Genomic DNA, 23,468 nt, shown 5'->3' on the forward strand with positions numbered 1-23,468 from the left:
GCCAGTCCTTAAAGCAGGCGGCTCGTCTAGTTTTCGATACGATTCTATCGGTTGGCGCATAAAACCGGTGTACGTAGATATGCCTGACGGCATAAAGAACGCGTAAACTTTGCAGTAGATATGCGATTGAAATGGGAGAGCGGCGAGGATCTGGAGTTGAAGAGTGCTAGTCTTGGGCAGGCTGAAAGCGATACCCGACGCCTGGATCTGTCACAATGAAACGCGGTTGTGTTGGCTCCGGTTCGAGCTTCTTGCGAAGATGGCCGACAAACACGCGCAGATATTGAGTCTGATCGGCATAGCCCGGTCCCCAGACCGCCTCGAGCAACATCCGATGGGTGACGACTTTGCCAGCATACTCGATCAGATATTTCAGGAGATCATATTCCGTCGGCGTGAGCTGAATCAGTTCCGTATTCATCCGGACTTCCCGGCGGTCAAAATCAATGGATAGCCCCCCGGTTTTATACACAGGCTCAGAGCTCTGTGCCCCGGCAGCTCTCCGCAGCAGCGCCCGGATTCTGGCCAATAATTCTTCTGTGCCGAACGGTTTGGTCACATAGTCATCCGCTCCGATTTCAAGGACCTCTACCTTTCGGCGCTCCTCTCCAATAGCGGACAGCACAATAATTGGAATGGCTGAGCGTTGACGAAGACAGCGGGTCAACTCGACTCCATCCATACCGGGCATGACCAAATCGACGACCGCAATGTCCGGGAGGCGGTTCGTAAAAGCGGTGAGGGCTTGCTCCCCTGTCTCAGCTGTATCGACAGCATAGCCACGTGACTCCAAGCTGACCTGTAGGGACCGTCGGATGTGACGCTCGTCATCGACCACCAGTACGCGTGCACCTGCATTCATGCTTGACCTGCATCGAAGCTCGGCAACGGCGGCATCATACCGGTCAGGGGTTCAGGAACAAGAGGGAGGCGAAACAGGATCGTGGTCTCTCCCGCCGAAGATATCACTCGGATATCGCCTCCGTGTGCCTGAATGACGGCCCTGCAGATGGCCAAGCCCAATCCGGTTCCTGAAATACGTCGTTCAACGGCGCGCTCCGTGCGATAGAACCGCTCGAAGACCCGGTCAAGGTCGTCCGGCGGAATACCTTCGCCGTTGTTGGAGACCCGAACTTCCACCATGCCGGGCACGACAGCGGCCTGCACGGTAATAGCGGACCCCTCAGGAGAATACTTCACGGCATTGTCGAGAAGATTGATGAACACCAACTGCAACTCGGTCGCATCTACAAAAACGGTTGGGAGACTGTCCGGCAGATCAATGCGTAAATGCCGGTGTTCGAGAGCCGCGCCGAGGCGACGAATCGCCACCTCGATCAACTCTTCCAAGAGATGCCAGTCACGATTGGGATGCAGTGCACCGGCTTCCACCCGTGACATGTCGAGCATGTTATCGACCAAATGACTTAAATAGCGGGCTTCTTCTCGCACACCGTCCAACAACTCCCGCCTGACATCCCCGTTGGCATCCTGTGCGCCGGATACCAAACTTTGAATGGCCGTCAACGGAGTCCGCAATTCGTGCGAAACGGAGGACAGGAGAGCGCTCTTGAGATCATCGCTCTGTCGCAACGCTTGCAAGGCCCGCTGCTGGGCGTGCTGCCGTTCCATCGTCTCCCTTTGAAGTTCATGATGGGTTTTCCACAGCTGAACCGTCAGGACAAGACCGAAGATTCCGGCGAGAGTGGCCTCGATGACGTCCCAGCGAACGATCCTCTCGATCTTGGATTCTGAATGCTGACTCATCAACGTGACGGCCTCATTGGCCACTTTTACGAGAGCTTCGTTGAGATGAATGACTTCTTCGCGGGCACGCACTGATTCTTGCGTGCCGAATGGCTCGTCGAGAAACGCCCATTCCTTGGCGAGAAATTGTTTCAGCAACACCTTCTGTTCACGAAACTTGTCGGCAATCCTCTCCGTTTGCGCAGGCGGAAGCGTCACGACTGTCTCCTCACCAATATCTCGAATGGTTTGCCCTCCTGCTATCAGGACGTCAATCCGTTGCAGCAACAAATGCCCCGTCTCGAGGTGATCGACCGGAAAGCCCTGCGAGGCGAGCGAGACTTGCTTTAGATGCCGTTCAATTAGCATGCGCTGCCGACCCGCCAGATCAATGATCACCGCGTCAGCCTGACGGTTGTGGACGATCAGATAAGTCTGGTAGAGGCTGCCCAAGAGTGCGAACAGCAGCACGCCGACGAGGGTGACGAATTTCCAGCGAATTCCATGAAAGAGGCTCGACAACGGCGCGCTCCAAGATATGGTTGCGATGCGCTCGCTGCTAGTCCGGGATGAGATGGTAGTTTATACCATGACACGTAGAGGATGTAGAGCGGGTGATCAATGCCCTTCAGAACGGCAACAGACGAAGAATATCGGTGATAAGCAGGACCGGTTGTCTCATCCTCCTACAACGATTAGAGCAAGCCTATGATTTAATACAAAAGATTTCCTGGCTTCTTTGTACAATCGCGGAACGAACTTGCAGGAGGGCTGGACCATGACGATAACTGGAAAAGAACGGACGCTCGAAACACGCCGGATCGGGTCGCTTGAAGTATCGGTAGCGGGTTTAGGTTGCAACAATTTCGGATGGAGAATCGATTACGACGCCACGGCCGCTGTCATCCATGCTGCGCTCGATGACGGCATCACCTTCTTCGACACCGCCGACATCTATGGGGGCACCCGGAGCGAGGAATTCATTGGTCAAGCGTTTGGAACGCGTCGGGATGAGATCGTGATCGCCACAAAGTTCGGCATGGCGGTGGACGATCAGCGGCGTGGAGCACGACCCGAGTATGTGAAGCAAGCGGCCGAAGATAGTCTTCGCCGTCTTCGCACCGATCGGATCGACCTCTATCAACTCCATCAGCCGGACCCGGACGTGCCGATCGCCGATACGCTCGGCGCCCTCGATGAACTCGTCCGCGCCGGGAAAGTGCGGGAGATCGGCTGTTCGAATTTCTCGGTCGAGCAATTGCGCGAGGCTGAAGCCGCCGTTCGCCCTGGTGCGGCGCGGTTCGTGAGCGTGCAGAACGAGTACAATTTGTTGCACCGCGACCCGGAGCGGGATGTCATCCCCGAATGCCGTCGTCTTGGGATCGCCTTCCTTCCCTTCTTCCCGCTTGCCAGCGGTCTACTGACCGGCAAATATCGCAGAGGGCAACCACCACCCGAGGGAAGTCGCCTCGCCACGATCGAGCGCTTCAAGAAGACGGCGACAGATCGGAATCTCGACATCGTAGAAAACTTGCTGGAGTTCTCGACTTTGCGTGGGCATACGCTGGTGGAACTGGCCATGTCGTGGCTGGCATCGCAACCGTCCGTCGCGTCAGTCATCGCCGGGGCGACATCCCTGAAGCAAGTGAAGCTCAATGCCGCCGCGGTGAACTGGCGATTAACGTCCGAGGAACTGGCTGAGATCGATGCTATCCTGTCGCGATGAACTCGTGGATCCGAACCTCTCAGCATGCTGATCGTTGCTCGGAGAGGGAAGCGACATTGGAGATAGTCCTACACGGCCTATTCTCCGTTTTCTGAAGGCACCGACATCTCCGCCATGTTAGCTTCTCGTAATGGCGACCCCGCGAATCCTCATTGTGGATGACGATCCCGTGTTGCTCGAAGTGCTACGGGATACGATCGTCTTACGACTGCAACCCTCGATGGTGGAGTCGACGACTTCCTCAGTCGAAGCGCTGACTCGCCTCACCGTCGACTCCTATGATCTCGTGCTCTGTGATTGGCGGATGCCCTCCACGAATGGCATGGCGTTTTTAGACGAAGTCAAGATGATGCGCCCCGATCTACCGGTTGTACTGATGACGGGCGATATCCGGGAATCCATCAAATCCCAGGCAGCCGAGAAAGGCGCGTTTGCGTTTCTGCGCAAACCATTCGATCGCGATGAAGTCATCCGCGTCATCCGGGCCGCCTTGCCGCAATCCATGGAATAGTGGACGCCTTGTCGCCATTTTTACCGAGCGGGGCCGGTCACCCCGCACCATGCCAGGAGAGCCATGATCTATCGGTCTTTCGATGATACACCGACGATGGCGATGAGCCGACCTTCTTGATCGTAGAGGGGATGATCATTGACGACCGCCACAAATTCGGTCCCGTCCTTTTTTTGCACGGCAAACTGTCCTGACCAGGATCCCCCTCGGCACAGCTGATCCATAATTTTACGACCTTCATCCAGGGATTGCTTGGTAGGCGTCACCTGAAGAATATTGTGGCCCAACGCTTCCTGCGCGGTCCAGCCATATAGCGCTTCCGCTGTCCGATTCCAATAGATAATCGTGCCATCCGGTTCTGTCGCTATCACGGCTTGCTGTCGTTTGGTGAGCACGAGTCGATCCCCTTCAACCATGTGCTTATGCTGCTCTGTGACGTGACGAAATCTCGTCCTTACCTCTCCAAGTGCTATACGTCGATTCTTCAGAGCATACTCGCCAATAGCCCGCCGCAGCGTGTCAACGAGGTGAGGCCGATCCAATGGCTTTTGCAGAAGTGCATACGCGTCTCGCTGGTCCATGACACCCGAAATATTGAGATGGCCCGACATCAAGATAACGGGAACCCGAGATCGGATCTTGCGGATTTCATGCAGCAGAGCCCACCCGTCCATTTCAGGCATTTTCACATCACTGATAATGGCATCGTAGTTGATGTCGCGCACGTACTGGAGCGCGGCTGTGGGCGATTCCACCGCGTCGACCACAAGCGACTTCATGCGAAGGACGACGGTGGACGTGAGGGCCTGAAGAAGGACCGGATCGTCATCTACGATGAGGATTCGTGCCGTGGGATGTGACACACCGGTGGCCTCCAGAACCGAGACCACTAGACTAAGGAGAGAAAGTGTGCAACGTCAACATATAATCGACCATGTGCATGACGGAGAAAAAGCCGTCTATCAAAAGCTATGCCGGATCAAGCCGAAGAACACGCTGATTGATTGCCAATAGGGCCCATGCTAGCATCCCCTGCTATCACAGGGGAGGCGCACATGCTGATCAAGTCCTACAAAGATGTGTCACCGACCAACTATCAAGGCGTACCGGAGGGCGTGCAGATCCGTGAGATGATCACCACCCGTGACGGCGCCCCGACCTTCGCCATGCGGGTCTTCGATGTAGAGCAAGGCGCCTGCACGCCCTATCACACGCATGCCTGGGAGCACGAGGTCTACATCATTTCAGGAACAGGACGGGTGCGGACGGAAGGAAAAGAGACGCCGTTTAAGCCTGGTGATTCAGTGTATATCGCCCCGAATGAGCAGCATTGCTTCATGGCCGACTCCGCCACGCCGGTGCAACTGATCTGTTGCATTCCGTCGAAAGATCAGTGCCGATTGTAATGATGAATCGGGCTGCACACTGAAAAGGCTCATGACCGTTTACGGTTCTCCTAATTAAGACAGCTGCGTTCCCCAGCAGAAGCGATTGCGGCAAGAACTGAAAGTCCCAACCTCTCACCGCTGCTCCTTCTCGCTACGACTCTTTTGAGCCGGTCCTCAAACACTTTCCAAAGTAAGCGCCGGCAAACGCCGGCGGCATTCCCACCGCAGTCGCAAGGATCAATGACAGCGGCCAGAGATTGGCCGATTGAGGCATGACGACGAAGTATCCGATGAACGCCAGCGGCAATCCGAACCCAATTCCCTGTGCCCCTCTCTTCGTATGACTCGGTTCACGAAAGCCAATGATCGAACTCGCCACAAAGAATCCGATCCATCAAATGGCATAGCTTCCCGTGGCATCAAACGGATCTCTGCGAAGTTTCAAAATGAGAGGAATGACCGCGATGAGACTACCGAGGGCCAGGCTGATAAGAAAAACATGACGGTTTACCTTCAATAGTGAAAAGCTCCCGATGCCTTAATCCCACCCTTTTGCTACGGATCGGCACCAAAGAGCTTCGCTTCGAGCTCAACGTGTGTTGGTACCCGATTGCCTTCAATGATCTTTTCAACAGCGCGACGGGCAAAGGCATAGGTTTCTTGCAGCGAATCGCGCTTCTTATCGGCACGGCCATGTGCCGCGGCAGAACGGGAGTCTTAAAGTTTTGAGATCGCTCTTTGGGCATTCATGCGCGGAAGGCCGGCCGGTTCAAGAAAACTCGCGATAGCACTAGATATTCGATATCTGAGTTCTGCCTTCTCGGGCGAAAAGACCGCTTCCAGACCGCCCCACAACCAAAGCATAGCAAGGCTCCGGTGCCGCGCGAACATGCTCTGATCTGTTGCCTCGAAAAGAGTTCGGAACGAATCGCTTTCATAGAAAAGCGTTGATGCCTCCATCCAATACTTCGTCACCCAAGCACATCAATTTCGGTCAGCGATCGTCGGGCGTTCGGATCAAGCCTTAACAACCGCGATTCTGTTTCAATGGGATAGTACTTCGCCGAGTTGTGGTTGCTCTTTGCGGCTTCGAATGATTGCTCTCCGAGGACTGGCACGAGGAAGATCGGTCCTACTCGAAGTCTAAAGAGGGCCGTGATCCACCACGAAATGAACTCAGGATCGCGAGAGAGAGCGATTGCCGCCGTGGGCGGAATTTCAAGCTGAACTTGAATGTCGAAGCCGAATCCTCCGCTCACAGCGGACCAAGGTGACGGATGGTGACCACCAGGAGGTGCCGGTGAAAATGCCATCATGAACGGCGCCATAAGATGTGCGTACGTCTGCGTTAATCGAACTCCAGCGCCCAATGAACACTCTGGTGTTTCGAGCCTTACCCCCGCAAGACCTGCGTAAATTCCTTTTGAGGTATCCACGAAACCTCGTTCAGTCCCAGGCTAGATGAGGGCTTTCAGCAGCAGGCACAGCGCGATCCCTCAAGCGGATTTTAGACGACATAACGTTGCAGCTGGAGGTTTGCAAAGCGCTTTCTAATAAGAAGTCCAATAACGTTCTCCAGCGCTAATCAAACGCGTACGCACGTTTCTGGACCATCGGATCCTAAACATATACGGCGGCGCATCAAGCACCCTATCTAGATATCAACTCTGGAGTATATGCACATCTTATTTCATCGTCAAAGATGGTCCGTAGGGACAGTTCAACGTTGCGTATCGATCATGGTCGTGCAGAGTCGTACATTACGAAGTGTACAAGCTACTTTTTGTCAGAAGTTGTGTCAATAAGGTCGGCTGGAAGGAATGGGCACGGAGGTCTTCGCTATCGCGGGCGCTCTGCACGAATGGCGCTAAGACTGCCGGCTGCGCCGGCATTGCGACGCTACGGCGCAGCTTCACAGGCGCACTCGGACGACAGTCCGACACCAGTGGCCTAGCGACATCAACGCATCAGCGGCGAAACCGAAGCTGCCCATCCCTTCCAGCTGCTCCTTTCTTTCAGCACCACCAGTAGAACCATTGCCTTGGACGCGCCGGCTCTGATCGTTTAGCAACTTGGCCCACCTTTCCGGGGTGGCTAGTGGTTCAGGTCGATGCGGCTATCTATTAGTTAGTAGCACCATTTCTTGACGCCACAGCTGTTGCACTCTTTATGTCTATTGGCTAGGTACGGGGCTTGTCTTGACGCCTTTGAAGCGTGGGCGTAGGGTCTCAGGCCTGCACTTCGTTCATTTCAAGGACTACAGCCCAGAAGGAGGGCACACCTATGGCTACCGAACAAGACCTCACTCGGATAGCTGGTGAACTCATTGACGCATTCAACGCGAGAGATCAGGAACGATTCAAACGGAATTTGTCACCCGATGTCGTTTATGAGGAGGTGGGTTCACAACGGACCTTCAAAGGAGCGGCGGGGTGGATAGAAGCATGGGAGGGCTGGAGACAAGCGCTTCCCGATGTTCATGGCACGATCACCAATGCCTTCGTAAGCGGAAACACCGTTGTACAAGAAATCACGTGGAAAGGTATTCATAGCGGTCCGCTGGTGCTGCCCGGTAGCACCATTCCTCCCTCCGGCAAATCCCAAACCACGCGTGCCGCTCAAGTATTGACCTTTCAGGGAGACAAGATCAAAGAGAACCGCAACTACTTCGATATGTTGAGTTTGCTTCAGCAAATCGGGGCGGTTCCGTAGAACGCTCCTAAAAGAAATGACTTAGGAACGTGCCCTCCCGTATGCGGCGATGACTATCTCGATCATGCTACATGCTGAGGGCCTTCTCTCCGAATTTGAAAGGACGCATCGTCGGTGGTGGGCGTGCCCTCTCTATTCATTGATCCTCACGATTGAACACCTGCTTATCTGAGATGTATCCGGAATGTGGACCACCCTGAACATCGACGGAAAGGAGTTCCAACCATGATTTATGTTCATGTTCGGCACAAAGTCGCTGACTTTGTGAAGTGGAAAACTGTATATGATGCCCATCTAGCGGCTCGTCAAAAAGCAGGTCTTCGTGAGAAAGATTTATTGCGCAACATTGAGAACCCTAACGAACTGATCGTTATACTAGAAGCTGACGACCTCAAGAAGGCGCAAGATTTTGTCGGCTCAGCGGATTTACGCGACGCAATGCAAGGGCGGGCGTGACTGATAAGCCGGATATTTACTTTTCTTAATTAGCGGCATGATCGCGCGTCTCTACGGCACGGTAGATCAGGGACGGGTGACATGCCCCCGACGTTTGTGGACACCGGTCAAGCCGTAGTCAAACCCCACAGCCGGAGGGAATCCTCGAAGGCGGTGAGCTACTACCTCTCAACTGGAGGGGACGGGCATAGTGGAAGTTTATGCTGAACATGGTGTCGTTCAAACAGATCACGCAGATTCTCGAGCTCACAGGTCTCTTGGGACTGAATCGGGAGTGTGTGGAGATTCTGCTGTTTTCGGAAAGCGGGGCATCGCGCATAAGCTTCAGAATGGCAAGTTAGAAATTGTGGTCGATGCGGATCAGCCACTCGAAAAATGGCTGGGGTCGCTGGATCCGCAATTATTGCGGTGATGCAAGCGTAGCGGTCACCCCCGATTCAAGATTTCTTTTTCTCACCATCCGTCCTTACAGGCGCATAAGACCGCGAACCGTTCTTCCTCTTTCCGAATGAGCTAGAATGGCGATAGGACTAAAATCTGGCGGCTGGTGAAAAAGATGGCTAGATCGGCATAGTTGTTGGACTACTTCTTCAATTCTTCTTCTATCTGCTCAAACACCTTCGGTGTCCAGTCCACAGCTAACGCATATCCCCAAATCGCTTTGCGGTTATCTATTCGCACACTCGTCTGTGCACCGCTTCCATTTTCCATAAAGACACCGACGTTCTCGGCGCCTCGAGCGAACCCTGGCTTTCTGCCTCCCTCGATGTACCCCTTCTCTTTGTTCTCCTCGAAGATTGCCAATCCCAGATTCTGAAACGACCGAATTGTGGCCTGGTAGACTTTCTCAATAGGGGCATCGTAACTCCGCATTGGGATGTCCGACGTTTTTGTTGGAGGTGCCCGCACACGAGAGACAGAAAAGAAAACTCGCACATACCGCCAGCATCCAGGTCTTTCTATTTTTCACATTCATTCTTTCCTCCAATCATAGTTTCGCTATTTTCAAAGTGCCCTCGCTATGTCCGAAATGGCTGAGTCCCACAGGGGGCGGAGGCCAATAAGATAGTCAATGGGCCAAATAAGAGACGCCAAGTCACTATGCGTGACCATTCTTCTGATCAGTTCTTTGCCCTGCACAACCTCCGTGAGAATAACGACTCTTCTGGCTGCCGAATCGAATTGAGTGATGGTGCATTGGACAAACACATCACTGGCAGCATTTTCGCTTCCAGCCCTGCTGTCAGGATAACGCCCACTCTTGCGTAGATCACTCACCAGCTGCTCTTGGAAGGAGCGAAGAAGGTTGGAATCAATGGTGTGGGTACTTGTCACAGCGCTTTTGAATGGCAACACGGCCAGTGATGTGGGCATCGGTCTTTCGTTGCCCTCATGAATTTGCGTCTCAGTGACAGCCACGCAGGAAGGTGACGCGAGCAGTAAAAGAACCAGTGCGGTTTTTATAGCGCTGTTCTGGCTGATCCTGATCATTTTTACTAATACTAAATAATTAAGGTGATTATGTCTACCGGTTTGGCACGACTGTTTGGCAATGGTGTATTGCCTATGCAGACGTGGAAGCAATCTGCATTCCTCTGATAGCGTCCCGAAAGATCCAATCCATGATTTTTACATGATTCTATGCATCATAGGATCCACCAGTCCATCCCCTCTCACCTCTTGACCTTCTTCACTCCACGCGCCTACGCTCAAACCTTTCTTACCATGGTCCGCTCGCATGCCTGAATTGCCGGATCTCGCGATCTATCTTGACGCCCTTCAGCGCCGTGTGGTTGGACACCGTCTGGAACGCATCCGGGTGGTGGGTCCGTCTCTGTTGCGCACTGCCGATCCGCCTCTGACGGACGCGCACGGAAGGATCATTCGAGACTTGCGACGAATCGGCAAGCAACTCGTGTTTGGGCTCGAGGACGATCTCTTTCTCGTCGTGCATCTAATGATCGCCGGCCGTTTCCATTGGCGAACGGCAGGAACCAAGATTCCGGGAAAGGTCGGCCTCGCCGCCTTTGATTTTGCTCATGGAACCTTGTTAGTCACTGAAGCCGGCACCAAGAAGCGCGCCGCGCTTCATGTAGTGCGCGGCGAGGCTGAGCTGCGCCGGTTCGATGCAGGTGGGATTGATCCGCTTACGGCGGACCTTGTTTCGTTTCGATCGGCGGTGACTCGTGAAAACCATACGCTGAAGCGAGCGCTCACGGATCCACACCTGTTCAGCGGAATCGGGAATGCGTACTCGGATGAAATTCTCCATCGCGCTCGCCTGTCGCCTATCGCTCTTACAAGCAAATTGGATGACGAGGACATTGCCCGTCTCTTCGACACGACCCGGGCCATATTATTCCAATGGATTGAGCGCCTCCGCGTGGAGACCGGGCAAGGCTTTCCCGAGAAGGTGACCGCCTTTCGCGGCGGCATGGCCGTGCATGGACGATATCGCCAACCGTGCTTCGTCTGCGACTCACCCATCCAGCGGATCGTCTACTCGGACAACGAAGCGAACTACTGCCCCACGTGCCAAACCGGTGGCAAGCTCCTCGCCGATCGAGCCCTGTCCCGCTTGCTGAAGAACGACTGGCCCCGGTCTCTAGACGAAATGAGTGAACGTCTCGCTCGACACAAGGACCTCAACGGCTTGCCCCCGAGCATTCATGATTAGAACGTGAGATAGGCAATGCTTCACGAGCGATTTGCGAGCAGGGCCATACCGGTCACAACGTTTCGCTAGTCTGTTGCAAACAGTTTTGGTCCCGCAAAGAACCTGTCAATCTGTGACGAAGGAATGCCACTGCAGCACCGCGGGTGTTGAAGTACACTAATGAGCGCACGAACCAAGGCTGATCGCGCCTGCCATTGCGGGCACAATAAACGGCAACATGCCGTCGTCGCCGGAACACGCGGCCCGTGTCGTGAATGTGTGTGTCGACAATATCAACCGCGTCGAAAACGGGCACCTGGTCGCCGGGCTGAATCCCGCGACCGGGGCGATCCGCGGGGAGGCCGGCGCTCATGACCTTTCTCACCGTACTCGGCGATATCATGTCTCGTGGAAGCGGCGGGTGGGATGTGTGTACCGGAGAGGGATTCGGTTATCCAAGGAAACGCTCAGTATAAAAGAGCCGAATGGCAAGCTTGAGATTATCGTCGGGGTAGACGACTATGCTCACCCCACCGGCCGTCGGCCCGCAGGCCGACGGCCGCCTTCAACAGTGCGGGCCTACTTCACGGTAAATTCGGTCGTCATCCCTCGTGCGAAGTGTGGCTGACTGGTTGCCGCATCGGGGAAAAAGCAGATCAGTCCATAGCGACCCGGCTCAAACTGTGCTGTAAAGAAGGCATGGTCCCCGGTTTCTATCCCCACCAACCCTCCAATGGGCTTTCCAGGAGGAGGGCCGGAACCGCCCGGTTCCACGGCCTTGACGAAATCCAGCGCGGAGGCGCCGGGCGCGAGCTGCACCACCACGACTTCGTGTGGCTGTGTCCCGTGATTCATCACCTCAATCGTATGCATGCCGGAAGTAATCGGTTGGGAGAGGGCAAACTCAAAGTCGCGTAGCGTGATGGTGGTCCCGGCTTTCGGCTCCGACACGAGTGCGGATTTGCCGCCTTTGACCGAGAGCGCCTTCTGCATGCCGAGCGCCATGTGCGGCACTCCCTGCTTATCTGGAATGATGCAAATCAGGAGATAGTTCCCTTCCATGAGATTCATCGTCGCAACCGACTTACCGCCCGGCACCACGGCATTCGGGCCACCTATAAACTTGGCCCACTGCGGCACACGAGACGGATCCGCCTTCAGCGCTGCGCTAAAATCTGCTGCGGTCTTGCCCTGGAGCAATTTGATGAGCTGGATGTGATGCAGATCCTGCCCCTGATTGACAATCTGCACCGACGTCACACCGGCAGGAATCCGATCCGGTCCGGTAAAGCCGTAATCGTGCGCCTCAAAGACGACTGGTGCTGGATCTGTAGGAGGGGCAGCGTCAGCTCGGCTGCCGTGCCCCCATCCCGTATTAGAGACGGATATAAGCAAGGAGCACACCATAACAATGGTTGACAAAGTGCGAGACATGAGGACCTCCTTTTTCTTCTATGAATCGATCGTGAATCGTCAGAAAGACCTGAGGACAACGGGTCCGGATAACCGCCTCAGACAGGTGGAACCATAGCACGACGGCAGGCGGAAACATTCCTAAGAATATGCTATCGTTCTGCTAATTCTTTCTTAACAGTCCGATGATCCAACGGCTCATTTGATCTTTATGATTCCCGACCATCTGGTTGATCTTCTCCAGACCGGCGTCTCGATCGTGGTCGGGACGCGAGACGCGTCGCTGGTTCCGGAATGTACGCGGGCCTGGGGCATACGGGTGAATAAGGGCGCTCGGTCGGTGACGATCTTCCTCACTGAGACCATTTCCCGAAAGACGCTGCAGAATCTGCGTGAAAATGGACAGGTCGCCATTAGCTGTGCGCGCCCGACCGATCACATAGCATGCCAACTGAAAGGCCGGCTGCGTGCCATCCGCCCTGCCGGTGCTCGCGACCGCGAGTACCGCAACCGCTGGGGGCATGAGTTCCGCGGAGAACTGATTGCGATCGGCGTGCCGGCTTACTTGTTCGACGCGTGGATCAGGGATCCCGCCCTGGCGGTCGAGATCGACGTGACGGATGTCTTCCATCAGACACCAGGGCCGGGAGCTGGAGAAAAGCTCTAGCCATGGAATCTTCCGAGCCCACCCTGGAATCGCTCTGGCCTTGCCTCCAAGGCATCATCCCTGCTTCCATGAGCACCTGCTCACGTGAGGGCACACCGAACATCACGTTCGTCAGCCAGGTCACGTATGTCGATGCCAGACACGTGGCAATCTCGTTCCAATTCTTCAACAAGACGCACCGGAACGTTCGCGAGCATCCGCTCGCATGCGCTATGATCGTTGACCCCCGGACATTGCAAGCGTACCGCCTGGCTCTCCGATTCGATCATTCGGAATCGGCCGGTCCGTTGTTCGAATCGATGTCGCTGCAACTGCAGGCGATCGCGTCCTATGAAGGCATGAGCGGTGTCTTTCGCCTGCGTGCTGCCGACGTGTATGAAGTCCTCGCCATCGAGCGAGTGGACGGCTTGACCAGCCTGCCTGAGCCCGCTCCGATCGAACGCCCCATTCCCCTGTTCGTCGACCGCGATCTCGTCTCGCTACGGATTATTGCGGAACGACTGAACCGTGCGGAACTCTTGAGTGATCTCCTCGAAAGCTCGCTGCAACTGCTGAAGGAACAGTTCGGATTTGACCACACCATGATCCTGCTGGCCGAGGAACGACACGGTAAGTTACTCACGATTGCCAGTCACGGCTACGCTGAACACGGCGCCGGATCGGAGATCGGCATTGGAGAAGGATTGATTGGAATGGTGGCACGGGCGAAGCGGGCGCTTCGTCTATCGGCCATCGATCATAGTCTGCGTTATGCCCATGCCGTACGCCAACGCGCAGAGGCCGTAAGCGGCGCAGATGCGGTCAGCCGGGAAGTGCCGCTTCCCGGGCTTCGCGGATCTGCGGCCCAGATTGCCGTACCGTTGGTGATGCAAGGTCGCTTGATCGGGGTATTGGCGGTCGAAAGCGTAGATCCTATGGCCTTCATGGTTCGAGAAGAGACGCTTCTGACCATCGTCGCGGCACAGCTTGCGGTTGGAATCGATCAACTCGGACGAGATGCGGAAGAGGCGCCTCCCAATACGACGCCACGGAAGACGGCACCTCTCTCGCAGCCGCCGGCGCGAGCCAGACGGTTCTGCTTCTTTCGCGCCGACGATTGCATCTTCGTGGACGGTGAGTACCTGATTCGAAATGTACCAGGGCGGATTCTCTGGCGCCTACTCAAGCAATACCGGGATGAAGGCCGTTCCGAGTTCACCAATCGGGAACTGCGGATGGATTCGTGGCTCCGCCTTCCCGAGATCAAAGATAACCTGGAAAGCCGGCTCATCCTTCTTCGCAAGCGCATGGAGTTAAAGTGTCCTGACGTCAGGCTGCTCCAGCGAGGTCGAGGCCGGTTCGCGCTAGATGCTGCTGTTCCGATCGAACTCTCAGAAAGGGAGACATAACCCTAGGAGCCCGATGATCGGCTCGAATGCGAGGTCCAAAATAGTATGTTTAGTGCGTCCTACGAGACCATACGTCTGACATCCCTTGCTATCCCAATAAAAAAGCCCTTCCCCGGTCTCAGGGGAAGGGCTTTCTTGACCCATGCAACCGATCAGTTTTGGTGCCGTCGGCGCATCCAACCCAGTGCCGCGAGGCCGGATCCCACCAACAAGAGCGATGCAGGCTCGGGGATCGCACTGAAACTCAGGTTGCCGGAACCATCAATCCGGCCGGAATTGAAGTTCCCCATGCTAAAGCCGGTCAAGCTGGTGTTGACACCGTTAAACGTACCGATCGTCAGACCGGCCACGAACGGACCACTTAAGAACCCCCCCACGGGCGTGAAATTGACCAGGACTTTGAAGTCGCCGTTCGCCAAGCCCGGAAACGCATGCGCTTCCCCGGCCACGAGCCCGGTTGACTGGCCTACCAGCACATCATCCGCAGTGTTGGCGACGGAGACAGTCCCGCCAACCGTCCCTACCGGGGACGCAGTGATGGTCGAATTCATATCGCGGTCAACGAATAATCTCAGGTTGAAATTATTAAATGTCGCCGTTGTCCCCCCTGGGATACCCGGTGTGGGGGCCACTGTCCCGCCGCCGGTAAACACGGCATAAAGCTTATAATTCGTATTGATCCCCGAATTGGGCACTACATCGGACAATGTGGGGAAACGGTACGAACTAAAGAAGCCCGCACCCTGCTCGTTAAAGGTCCCGGTTCCGGCTGTCGCCGTTTGATTCACCAGCGCGACATAGCTGAAGTCGGCAAAATTCACGCTTGGGACTGTTGGCCCGGATGCACCGATCGCTCCAGGATTCACCGTGAATGTATCAGCAGACGCGACCGTCACCATGAGGGACAGGCCCAATCCAGCCGTCAAAAGGCTTCCTCGAACAAATTCTTTAAACATTCCCAACCTCCTGATCTATAAGTCAACACGACTGTATATAGGGCGTTTGGTTAGCAGGGACGATGCCATGTCGATACGCCTTGTAAAATAAAGACTATTTTTAAATGACAGGGGACTATTAGAAGGACTGTCAGGTATGTCAGGCGGTATACGGCAGTTCAGAAGACGATCAATTGAAGTCGCATATCACTAACCTATTGGAAAGTCTAAAATATTCCTTATTTGCACGTACACATACCTAGGATTTGTCGCTGTCAATTGACCCAGGCATAGAGAAGAATCAGGTTGAAAATGTGATGGAAAATTCTCGTTGTGGGTAAACAGTTCAGACTTTGCTGAAAAATAGCTTCTCGGATAATAGATTCGCATGGGAACCAACAGTCTGTACACATCACTTCGGCCCCTTTCATCCGGTCAACCGATACGTTTTCATCTCTCAATGAACTGTCCTTTCCATGGCCAGGAATCACCGCTTGAGGCCTATTACGCTTGACCCATCTCATACGCCGTTTCTACAATGCGGTTCATATGCTGAACATGGTGTCATTTAAACAAATCACGCAGATTCTCGAACTGACCGACTCTTTGGGAATGGACCGTGAATGGGTCGAGATCCCATTGTCTTCGGAAACCCCCGGTGTGGTGCGCAAGCTACCGAATGGAAAATTGGAAATCGTCGTCGACGCGAACCTGCCGTTCGAGGAATGGCTCGCGTCGCTGAAACCCAAGATTATCGCCGTGACACAAGGCTAGCAGTACGTGCTCATCACCAGGCATCATGGGGACCTACGACTTCGCGTGTGCGCCTGCATATCGTTCCTTTCCAAGCCGACCATCGGGACGGTCGCCGTGCCCGGGAAGTACCCCAACGGAAAAGCGATCTGGCTGGGGCCATGACCGAAGACCATCGGGCCCTTCCCTAGGGGACCGTCGGATGGAACTGCCCGTCAGACTTGGAAATGTCCCTCTCGGGGACGGCGCCGAGGAGCAGCCATCGAAGACATCTGACCGCTGTTCAATAGGTTTTGCTCCCGGATATTGTCTATCTGGGCATCCTTTTGAAACCGAAGCGCCAAAACAGCGAGACCGCCGAGTCCTTTCGAAGCGATCCTAGGCCGGTGCCGAACTCGGCGGACCACCAGCAGTGAGTTGAAGAGCCCAGAGGTTTCATCTCCGCGAAGGACCCGCGGAAAGTGAGGCGGAACAGATAGAACTTTGAAAGAAGGGGCAAGCACACGAAGAGCATATGCCCGCCTAATGGCCTCTCAATCCGCGGCACAGGCCATAGAGATCACATCTCTTGGCTTTCAGTTCTTTGCTTTCTCTTGGCCCCATTTGATTTTGACCTTGCCGCGTTCGACCGCAGCCTTCGTGTCGTTTCCCTTCGCTTCTTCCATCAAAGCTTATTTTCAGCTTTTGTCTCTTTGTTCATTGATTTCACCTCCCCCTAGTCTGGAATTAAGATGGCGCCTGTGCGCATGAGGACTGCAAACATCGTGATAGTCGCTCTTCTCCCCCGTCATATAGGCCGGATGAAACATCGCACAAATACCGCGTTAGAATAAGACATGGAACCAGTACGGCGACCGGATGGTCACAGGCTCCCACGGGGATTTCGGAACATCAATCCAGTCTTTACCGAGCCGACTGAATGGGAGAGGATGAAATTTGTTGTATCCCGACTCTGGTCCACAACGCTGCACCCTCGAACCAGTCCTCTGGTACCTGCTCACAATGATGGCACGCGGTTGCGAGCTAATCACACTGGCGCAACGGTCACATGGATCGGCCATGCCACCCTGCTGATTCAGCTCGAGGGCCTCAATATTGTCACGGACCCGCACTGGTCTGAACGAGCGAGCCCCGTTGGCTTTGCGGGACCAAAACGGCTTGTCGCGCCGGGCGTGCCGTTCGAGTGCCTGCCCCGTATTCACGTCGTGCTAATTTCGCACGATCATTATGATCATCTGGATCTTACGACTGTGCATCGCTTGGCGCGCACCCATCGCCCCGTGTTCTTTGTTCCCCTAGGGCTGAAGCAATGGTTTGAGGCGCGACAGATTCCAAACGTCGAGGAACTGGATTGGTGGGATAGCTCTCAGCGGGATGAATGCCTGCTGACCTGCATTCCCGTACAGCATTTTTCAGGGCGAACGCTTTGGGATCGCAATCGGCGTCTATGGTCAGGCTGGTCGATCATGGGCCGACGCCGACACTTCTTTTTCGCCGGTGATACAGGTTACTACCGGGAGCTGTTCACACAGATCGGCCAACGGCTTGGCCCGTGTCACGTTGCCGCGGTCCCCATTGGCGCCTATCTGCCGCCTTCCATGATGAGGCAGGTGCACACTACTCCGGAACAAGCCATTCAAGTCGCCTCCGATGTCCGGGCCGACAGTTTGTTAGCGATGCATTGGGGAACGTTCGACCTGACCGACGAACCGATCGGTGAGCCGCCGATGCGGCTCGAAGCCGAAGCGACTCGTCTCGGGATGGATCTCAATCGACTATGGGTGATGCAACCGGGAGAGACGCGAGATTGGTGAGAACCAGTGATCTCAATTTTCTTACCGAGCGACTTGGCCGCTTGAGCAGTCGGTGTCAGTGGAGTCACAGCGGAGAACATCCAGTTCAACTTCATCCACGATCTCCACCTGAGGAGTACATCAGACGCGTCAACCCGCACACTGACGAGGTCAGTATTGTGCGAATGAGGAGTCCTTCCGGAGTGGGTTGAGCCGGGGCAGACTCCGAGCTCGACAAATTTCCGTCGTGCCGAAAGGCATGTCAGGATGGAATCACAGGATGGTACCGTCGGCGTGTGGGTCAGCCAAGCCGTGATCGTATCGACGGGTGAGTGTGTGCGTGACAGCACATGCGGAAGCAGCTCGATATATCGCCGTATACCTTCCTGCATTTCCCCGGACACTGTCCATCGCACCAGTACACAACACCAGCTTGCGCTGGACAACCTTCGTATAGGTACGTTACGCCGCTCTGCCCTTCTTTGTTTTCTTGGCCGTCTGCTTTTTGGACGAGGCACGGCCTGCGATCGGCTTTCTTTTCGAGATGGCTTTCGGGATGTTCTTCTTCTGTTTGGTCTGAAATGATGCTTTGGCTGCTGCGAGTTGCGTCCCGAGTTCCACCAAATCAAGACGTCCGGTCCGCGCTCGAGCGAACAACTCCGCCTCCTCTTCCTTGATATGATGTTTAACATTCTCGGCGAGTACCGTAAATTTTGCACCGAATCGCTCGTCTGTGGACGCCATATCTTTCAGTTCGCCGATGAGGAATTTCATGACGTGATGCTCTTCAACTGACTCATCTAAATGAGGCGCAGCATGCGGAGAGTCCTGCCTGACAGCGGGATAAAAAATTTGCTCTTCTGCGCACGCGTGGATCTCCAGTTCCGTAATGGCTTGCCGCACGATATGCTGTTTTTCCTCCGCCGCGGCCGAATCAAACTCACGGAACAGCATTTTGACCTTCTCATGATCCCTCCGAAGCAATTCCACGATATTCGTTTCGTCTGAAGCATCGGAGGCAAACGGTAAGAGCGCCATAGTAGTCCTCCTCTTCACCGTAAGTGTAATGCACTGTAGGCCGCATTACTGTCGTCCCTCTTGCCATCGACGTGTCCGACAAATAGTGAGACTGACCGCCAAGACGTTCGGGTGCTAACTCGCTAAGACCGTGATGAACGGAACTCAATGGTCAGGTAATTTTTTGACGGCGTGAGTGAATGCCATCCTATGGATCTGAACAAGCTCGGCGCGACTGATCTCTCGTGCCGCTGCTATTAGAAAACCCCATGGCTGGACCACCGACAAACTAAGCCATTCAACCAATGCGGTGGCTCTCCACCAGACAGCGCATTGACCTCAGTCCTGCTTCCCATTTTCCCAGGTAATCTGACCGGCCTTCTCTTAGCCACGACGACCTTCATTCGGCTCTTCAGCAATTCAACCGCAACCTTCCCGGTACCGTCGATCATCGCTTCACTTCGAGTCGATAACATGGAGCCGCCAACCTGCGGGAGCCTCGACCATCCTCTTACTACGCAGCGGCTTAACTGCAGCCCTTTCTATTTGAGTTTATCGAGGCACTTCTCATGGAGATCGCCGACGGATACAGTAAAAGTACACGCAGGCGTGACGTTCGGGACGGGTAGATGGACACCGGCTTTCAATTAATTGGCGAGTACGGATATGGGGCGCTATTTTTGCTGTTGATGTTCGGCATCGTAGGGCTGCCGATTCCGGATGAAGCCTTGCTCATGTTTGTCGGATATTTGGTCTTTCGGGGCGGGCTGGCAGCCATCCCTGCATTGGGAGCGGCATGGGCCGGAAGCATAATGGGTATTACGATCAGCTATGCGATCGGCCGCATAATCGGGCCACCTGGTATCCTGAAGTTAGGACGTCTTCTTCGCTGGAAACCTGAACACATCGAGCGGGCTGAGCACTGGGTACAGCGATGGGGAGGATACGTCCTCGTTCTCGCGTATTTTCTTCCCGGCGTTCGACACCTCGGAGCCCTAATCGTGGGAGCGTCTGGAGTCACCTTCGGCAAGTTCGCCCGATTTGCGTATGTTGGCGCTATCATCTGGGTCAGCACCTTTCTCTCACTCGGCTATCTGCTAGGAGAAGAGTGGTCCACTCGCTCTACTCAGGTGCATAAAACCGCCATGGCCATCGCCATCGCCGCGGCTCTTCTCGTAATCTGCGCAATTGCCTTTTGGAGAAAAAGACGCAACAAACAAACCGCGTTCGATGAGGAAAGATAATGCTCCAGATGAATTAGAGAATTCTTATCTGAATAGTAGTAATCTTCTTCTCATCGTGCAGGGGAGGGCAAGCAGCTGCTATCTGATGCAATCAGCCTGAATTGTGCCAATCCGATGGGATGCAATTTGTAGGAAGAGGCAAGCGTTCCAGTTGTAACATCCACGCGAGTGACTCGTTGCGCCAGGACACGCAATGTGAATACACAGCCGCGAGTCAGCACGTGGTCTCTTGACAAAACTTCCGCCAGGAGACAAGCGGTCAGAGGAAATAAAAAGCCCGCCAGTCGGTCGACCAGCGGGCTTTCTTTTATATCCCGGCAGAGGTCCATCCCAAGCTTCGCTTGTACTGCCCGCTTCGATCACATGCGGTCGGATAGGTACTTGGCGACCAGTGAGCTTCGATAAAGTAGGAAACGCTGCTGGGGTACACATAAAAAAGCCCGCCAGTCTTTCGACCAGCGGGCCTTGTTATATCCCGGCAGCGTCCTACTTTCCCACGGCCTCGCGGCAGCAGTATCATCGGCCTTGGAGGGCTTAACTTCCGTGTTCGGGATGGGAACGGGTGGGGCCCCTCCGGCATGGCCACCGGGAATCTTGGGGTGAACAGGTGTGTGCGCAGACCAGGTCTGTCAGAAGCAATGGGATGTCATGTTAAGCCGCACGACCGATTAGTACTGGTTAGCTACGGACCTTACGGCCCTTCCACACCCAGCCTATCAAACTCGTGGTCTACGAGTGGTCTTTAGGGGGCTTACGCCCCGGGAGATCTCATCTTGAGGCAGGCTTCTCGCTTAGATGCTTTCAGCGATTATCCCTTCCGGACATAGCTACCCGGCACTGCCGCTGGCGCGACAACCGGCACACTAGCGGTCCGTCCCTCACAGTCCTCTCGTACTAGTGAGAGCCCCTCGCAAATCTCCTGCGCCCACAACAGATAGGGACCGAACTGTCTCACGACGTTCTGAACCCAACTCTCGTACCGCTTTAATGGGCGAACAGCCCAACCCTTGGGACCAGCTTCAGCCCCAGGATGCGATGAGTCGACATCGAGGTGCCAAACCTCCCCGTCGATGTGAACTCTTGGGGGAGATCAGCCTGTTATCCCCGGCGTACCTTTTATCCGTTGAGCGATGGCCCTTCCACGCGGGACCACCGGATCACTAAGCCCGACTTTCGTCTCTGCTCGACCTGTCAGTCTCGCAGTCAAGCTCCCTTCTGCCTTTACACTCGACGGCTGATTACCGACCAGCCTGAGGGAACCTTTGGGCGCCTCCGTTACCTTTTGGGAGGCGACCGCCCCAGTCAAACTACCCACCAGCCACTGTCTTCGTCCGGGCTGACCGGACCGAGTTAGAATGTCAGAACAATCAGGGTGGTATTTCAACGGTGGCTCCACCGGACCTAGCGGCCCGGCTTCACAGCCTCCCACCTATCCTACACAGACCCTTCCAACATCCAATGGCAAGTTGTAGTAAAGGTGCACAGGGTCTTTCCGTCTAGTTGCGGGTACCCGGCTTCTTCACCGGAACAACAAATTCGCTGAGTCACTCCCTGAGACAGCGCTCCAGTCGTTACGCCATTCATGCAGGTCGGAACTTACCCGACAAGGAATTTCGCTACCTTAGGACCGTTATAGTTACGGCCGCCGTTTACTGGGGCTTCCCTTCGGAGCGTTGCCTTTGCAGGCTAACCCCTCCGGTTAACCTTCCAGCACCGGGCAGGCGTCAGACCCTATACGTCCACTTGCGTGTTCGCAGAGTCCTGTGTTTTTGGTAAACAGTCGCTAGAGCCACTTTCTTGCAACCTCGTTCGGCTCGGAGAGTAAATCTCCTCACGTACGCGAGGCACCCCTTCTTCCGAAGTTACGGGGTTAGATTGCATAGTTCCTTAGGGAGTGTTCTCTCACGCCCCTTGGTGTCTTCCACCTACCTACCTGTGTCGGTTTGCGGTACGGTCACCATATGCACTCGCTACGAGGCTTTTCTCGGCAGTGTGGGATCAGCCCGTTTGTGGCCTTGCGGCCTCCCCATCACCTCTCGGTGGTCGCGGATTCGCGGATTTGCCAACGAATCCCACCTACAGGCTTGGACCGGGTATTCCAGGGACCCGGCGGTGCCTACCCTCCTGCGTCCCCCCTTCGCTGATAACGTGCACACGGTGGTACAGGACTATTAACCTGTTTGCCATCGCCTACGCCTATCGGCCTCGGCTTAGGGACCGACTAACCCTGACCTGACGAACATAGGCCAGGAACCCTTAGGTTTTCGGGGACGATGATTCTCACATCGTTGATCGCTACTTATGCCGGCATAATCGCTTCTCTGCGCTCCAGCCGTCCTTGTCGGTCGACCTTCACCGCCCAGAGAATGCTCCCCTACCACTCGCCTCTTGCGAGGCAAGTCCGCAGCTTCGGTTGTGAACTTGAGCCCCGTTACATTTTCGGCGCAGGCTCGCTCGACCAGTGAGCTGTTACGCACTCTTTAAAGGATGGCTGCTTCTAAGCCAACCTCCTGGCTGTCTGAGCGACCCTACAACCTTTTCCACTTAGCTCACGATTGGGGACCTTAGCTGGCGGTCTGGACTATTTTCCTTTTGACCACGAATCTTAGCACTCGTAGTCTGACTCCCGTGCGTCCAGTGGCGGCATTCGGAGTTTGATTGAGTTCGGTAGCGTTGGAACGCCCCTAGCTCATTCAGTGCTCTACCTCCGCCACGGCTGCCACGAGGCTAGCCCTCTAGCTATTTCGGGGAGAACCAGCAATCACGAGGTTTGATTAGCCTTTCACCCCTACCCACAGCTCATCCGAGCTTTTTGCAACAAACACCGGTTCGGGCCTCCTCCGTCTGTTACGACGGATTCACCCTGGCCATGGGTAGATCACCTCGCTTCGGGTCTAATCGACGCAACTCCGCGCCCAATTCGGACTCGCTTTCGCTACGGCTCCGCCTTTCCGGCTTAACCTTGCTGCGCCGATTAACTCGCCGGCTCATTAAGCAAAAGGCACACGATCAGGCCTTGCGCTTGCGCGCCATAGCCCTTTCGCTGCTTGTAGGTGTACGGTT

The 23,468-nt window shown here is 55.0% G+C and carries 21 protein-coding genes and 2 rRNA genes (1 of these 23 cut by a window edge); 12 read left to right on the forward strand and 11 right to left on the reverse strand.

The annotated features are described in order from the left end of the window. Positions 1-166: 166 nt before the first annotated feature. Positions 167-862 carry a response regulator gene (locus tag ACWHYZ_RS17595; protein ID WP_447983979.1) on the reverse strand — a complete coding sequence of 232 codons (696 nt, stop codon included), beginning with the start codon at positions 860-862 and terminating at the stop codon, positions 167-169. Beyond that, positions 859-2,268, reverse strand: coding sequence for a sensor histidine kinase (locus ACWHYZ_RS17600; RefSeq protein ID WP_447983980.1), 1,410 nt, complete (start codon positions 2,266-2,268; stop codon positions 859-861). The genes ACWHYZ_RS17595 and ACWHYZ_RS17600 overlap by 4 nt, the downstream gene beginning before the upstream one ends. A gap of 256 nt (positions 2,269-2,524) precedes the next feature. Here ACWHYZ_RS17600 and ACWHYZ_RS17605 point away from each other — a divergent pair, with 256 nt between their 5' ends. Together ACWHYZ_RS17605 and ACWHYZ_RS17610 are read left to right on the forward strand one after the other, a co-directional pair. After that, the gene (locus ACWHYZ_RS17605; RefSeq protein ID WP_447983981.1) at positions 2,525-3,472 is read left to right on the forward strand and encodes an aldo/keto reductase; all 948 of its coding nucleotides are present in this window, start codon (positions 2,525-2,527) and stop codon (positions 3,470-3,472) included. 130 nt (positions 3,473-3,602) lie between these two features. Next, positions 3,603-3,983 (forward strand): response regulator, encoded by a 381-nt coding sequence (locus tag ACWHYZ_RS17610; protein WP_447983982.1) that lies wholly within the window; start codon positions 3,603-3,605, stop codon positions 3,981-3,983. A 68-nt stretch (positions 3,984-4,051) separates the two neighbouring features. Here ACWHYZ_RS17610 and ACWHYZ_RS17615 read toward each other — a convergent pair whose 3' ends face one another. Next, positions 4,052-4,846, reverse strand: a complete 795-nt coding sequence (locus tag ACWHYZ_RS17615) for a response regulator (RefSeq protein ID WP_447983983.1) — start codon at positions 4,844-4,846, stop codon at positions 4,052-4,054. Positions 4,847-5,038: 192 nt separating this feature from the next. Between ACWHYZ_RS17615 and ACWHYZ_RS17620 the strand changes: the two genes are divergently transcribed. Next, positions 5,039-5,389: a cupin domain-containing protein gene (locus ACWHYZ_RS17620; RefSeq protein WP_447983984.1), complete on the forward strand. Its 351-nt coding sequence runs from the start codon at positions 5,039-5,041 to the stop codon at positions 5,387-5,389. 133 nt (positions 5,390-5,522) lie between these two features. On the opposite strand, the gene ACWHYZ_RS17625 is transcribed toward ACWHYZ_RS17620, so the two are convergent. Together ACWHYZ_RS17625 and ACWHYZ_RS17630 are read right to left on the reverse strand one after the other, a co-directional pair. Beyond that, complete coding sequence (locus tag ACWHYZ_RS17625; RefSeq protein WP_447983985.1) at positions 5,523-5,750, reverse strand: hypothetical protein; 228 nt, start codon at positions 5,748-5,750, stop codon at positions 5,523-5,525. 592 nt (positions 5,751-6,342) lie between these two features. Next, positions 6,343-6,687, reverse strand: a complete 345-nt coding sequence (locus ACWHYZ_RS17630) for a hypothetical protein (RefSeq protein WP_447983986.1) — start codon at positions 6,685-6,687, stop codon at positions 6,343-6,345. A gap of 967 nt (positions 6,688-7,654) precedes the next feature. Here ACWHYZ_RS17630 and ACWHYZ_RS17635 point away from each other — a divergent pair. Both ACWHYZ_RS17635 and ACWHYZ_RS17640 read left to right on the forward strand, forming a co-directional pair. Next, positions 7,655-8,083, forward strand: coding sequence for an ester cyclase (locus tag ACWHYZ_RS17635; protein WP_447983987.1), 429 nt, complete (start codon positions 7,655-7,657; stop codon positions 8,081-8,083). A 225-nt stretch (positions 8,084-8,308) separates the two neighbouring features. After that, the gene (locus tag ACWHYZ_RS17640) at positions 8,309-8,539 is read left to right on the forward strand and encodes a cyclase (RefSeq protein WP_447983988.1); all 231 of its coding nucleotides are present in this window, start codon (positions 8,309-8,311) and stop codon (positions 8,537-8,539) included. 582 nt (positions 8,540-9,121) lie between these two features. Here ACWHYZ_RS17640 and ACWHYZ_RS17645 read toward each other — a convergent pair. Next, complete coding sequence (locus ACWHYZ_RS17645) at positions 9,122-9,412, reverse strand: hypothetical protein (RefSeq protein WP_447983989.1); 291 nt, start codon at positions 9,410-9,412, stop codon at positions 9,122-9,124. An 865-nt stretch (positions 9,413-10,277) separates the two neighbouring features. Between ACWHYZ_RS17645 and ACWHYZ_RS17650 the strand changes: the two genes are divergently transcribed. Continuing rightward, positions 10,278-11,216, forward strand: a complete 939-nt coding sequence (locus ACWHYZ_RS17650; RefSeq protein WP_447983990.1) for an Fpg/Nei family DNA glycosylase — start codon at positions 10,278-10,280, stop codon at positions 11,214-11,216. Between the two features lie 217 nt (positions 11,217-11,433). Next, positions 11,434-11,823, forward strand: a complete 390-nt coding sequence (locus ACWHYZ_RS17655) for a hypothetical protein (protein WP_447983991.1) — start codon at positions 11,434-11,436, stop codon at positions 11,821-11,823. Here the strand turns inward: ACWHYZ_RS17655 and ACWHYZ_RS17660 are convergent. Beyond that, on the reverse strand, positions 11,775-12,629 hold the full coding sequence (locus ACWHYZ_RS17660) for a hypothetical protein (RefSeq protein ID WP_447983992.1): 855 nt from the start codon (positions 12,627-12,629) through the stop codon (positions 11,775-11,777). The genes ACWHYZ_RS17655 and ACWHYZ_RS17660 overlap by 49 nt on opposite strands. 190 nt (positions 12,630-12,819) lie before the next feature. Between ACWHYZ_RS17660 and ACWHYZ_RS17665 the strand changes: the two genes are divergently transcribed. Then, a complete protein-coding gene (locus ACWHYZ_RS17665; RefSeq protein ID WP_447983993.1) occupies positions 12,820-13,275 on the forward strand; it encodes a hypothetical protein in 456 nt (151 codons plus the stop codon). Positions 13,276-13,277: 2 nt separating this feature from the next. Beyond that, positions 13,278-14,663: a GAF domain-containing protein gene (locus ACWHYZ_RS17670; RefSeq protein ID WP_447983994.1), complete on the forward strand. Its 1,386-nt coding sequence runs from the start codon at positions 13,278-13,280 to the stop codon at positions 14,661-14,663. Between the two features lie 152 nt (positions 14,664-14,815). Here ACWHYZ_RS17670 and pepA read toward each other — a convergent pair whose 3' ends face one another. After that, entirely contained in the window at positions 14,816-15,619 is an 804-nt protein-coding gene (gene pepA / locus ACWHYZ_RS17675; RefSeq protein WP_447983995.1) for a flocculation-associated PEP-CTERM protein PepA, read from the reverse strand. A gap of 528 nt (positions 15,620-16,147) precedes the next feature. Here pepA and ACWHYZ_RS17680 point away from each other — a divergent pair. Both ACWHYZ_RS17680 and ACWHYZ_RS17685 read left to right on the forward strand, forming a co-directional pair. Then, positions 16,148-16,372, forward strand: coding sequence for a hypothetical protein (locus tag ACWHYZ_RS17680; RefSeq protein ID WP_447983996.1), 225 nt, complete (start codon positions 16,148-16,150; stop codon positions 16,370-16,372). A gap of 815 nt (positions 16,373-17,187) precedes the next feature. Continuing rightward, on the forward strand, positions 17,188-18,165 hold the full coding sequence (locus tag ACWHYZ_RS17685; protein ID WP_447983997.1) for an MBL fold metallo-hydrolase: 978 nt from the start codon (positions 17,188-17,190) through the stop codon (positions 18,163-18,165). Between the two features lie 441 nt (positions 18,166-18,606). On the opposite strand, the gene ACWHYZ_RS17690 is transcribed toward ACWHYZ_RS17685, so the two are convergent. Further along, entirely contained in the window at positions 18,607-19,182 is a 576-nt protein-coding gene (locus tag ACWHYZ_RS17690; RefSeq protein ID WP_447983998.1) for a hemerythrin domain-containing protein, read from the reverse strand. Between the two features lie 608 nt (positions 19,183-19,790). Between ACWHYZ_RS17690 and ACWHYZ_RS17695 the strand changes: the two genes are divergently transcribed. Further along, positions 19,791-20,405: a DedA family protein gene (locus tag ACWHYZ_RS17695; RefSeq protein WP_447983999.1), complete on the forward strand. Its 615-nt coding sequence runs from the start codon at positions 19,791-19,793 to the stop codon at positions 20,403-20,405. A gap of 473 nt (positions 20,406-20,878) precedes the next feature. Here ACWHYZ_RS17695 and rrf read toward each other — a convergent pair. Both rrf and ACWHYZ_RS17705 read right to left on the reverse strand, forming a co-directional pair. Then, a 5S ribosomal RNA gene (gene rrf, locus ACWHYZ_RS17700) occupies positions 20,879-20,995 on the reverse strand. Between the two features lie 57 nt (positions 20,996-21,052). Continuing rightward, positions 21,053-23,468: ribosomal RNA gene (locus ACWHYZ_RS17705) — 23S ribosomal RNA — on the reverse strand; it runs 597 nt beyond the window's last position.

It is taken from the genome of Nitrospira sp. Nam74, from assembly GCF_965152615.1.

Excerpts from the sequence above, each read along its gene's own strand:
- ACWHYZ_RS17595 (WP_447983979.1), bottom strand. The coding sequence starts at position 862 with ATGAATGCAGGTGCACGCGTACTGGTGGTCGATGACGAGCGTCACATC.
- ACWHYZ_RS17605 (WP_447983981.1), top strand. The coding sequence starts at position 2,525 with ATGACGATAACTGGAAAAGAACGGACGCTCGAAACACGCCGGATCGGG.
- ACWHYZ_RS17610 (WP_447983982.1), top strand. The coding sequence starts at position 3,603 with ATGGCGACCCCGCGAATCCTCATTGTGGATGACGATCCCGTGTTGCTC.
- ACWHYZ_RS17620 (WP_447983984.1), top strand. The coding sequence starts at position 5,039 with ATGCTGATCAAGTCCTACAAAGATGTGTCACCGACCAACTATCAAGGC.
- ACWHYZ_RS17630 (WP_447983986.1), bottom strand. The coding sequence starts at position 6,687 with ATGATGGCATTTTCACCGGCACCTCCTGGTGGTCACCATCCGTCACCT.
- ACWHYZ_RS17635 (WP_447983987.1), top strand. The coding sequence starts at position 7,655 with ATGGCTACCGAACAAGACCTCACTCGGATAGCTGGTGAACTCATTGAC.
- ACWHYZ_RS17640 (WP_447983988.1), top strand. The coding sequence starts at position 8,309 with ATGATTTATGTTCATGTTCGGCACAAAGTCGCTGACTTTGTGAAGTGG.
- ACWHYZ_RS17645 (WP_447983989.1), bottom strand. The coding sequence starts at position 9,412 with ATGCGGAGTTACGATGCCCCTATTGAGAAAGTCTACCAGGCCACAATT.
- ACWHYZ_RS17650 (WP_447983990.1), top strand. The coding sequence starts at position 10,278 with ATGCCTGAATTGCCGGATCTCGCGATCTATCTTGACGCCCTTCAGCGC.
- ACWHYZ_RS17655 (WP_447983991.1), top strand. The coding sequence starts at position 11,434 with ATGCCGTCGTCGCCGGAACACGCGGCCCGTGTCGTGAATGTGTGTGTC.
- ACWHYZ_RS17660 (WP_447983992.1), bottom strand. The coding sequence starts at position 12,629 with ATGTCTCGCACTTTGTCAACCATTGTTATGGTGTGCTCCTTGCTTATA.
- ACWHYZ_RS17665 (WP_447983993.1), top strand. The coding sequence starts at position 12,820 with ATGATTCCCGACCATCTGGTTGATCTTCTCCAGACCGGCGTCTCGATC.
- ACWHYZ_RS17670 (WP_447983994.1), top strand. The coding sequence starts at position 13,278 with ATGGAATCTTCCGAGCCCACCCTGGAATCGCTCTGGCCTTGCCTCCAA.
- pepA (WP_447983995.1), bottom strand. The coding sequence starts at position 15,619 with ATGTTTAAAGAATTTGTTCGAGGAAGCCTTTTGACGGCTGGATTGGGC.
- ACWHYZ_RS17680 (WP_447983996.1), top strand. The coding sequence starts at position 16,148 with ATGCTGAACATGGTGTCATTTAAACAAATCACGCAGATTCTCGAACTG.
- ACWHYZ_RS17685 (WP_447983997.1), top strand. The coding sequence starts at position 17,188 with ATGGAACCAGTACGGCGACCGGATGGTCACAGGCTCCCACGGGGATTT.
- ACWHYZ_RS17690 (WP_447983998.1), bottom strand. The coding sequence starts at position 19,182 with ATGGCGCTCTTACCGTTTGCCTCCGATGCTTCAGACGAAACGAATATC.
- ACWHYZ_RS17695 (WP_447983999.1), top strand. The coding sequence starts at position 19,791 with ATGGACACCGGCTTTCAATTAATTGGCGAGTACGGATATGGGGCGCTA.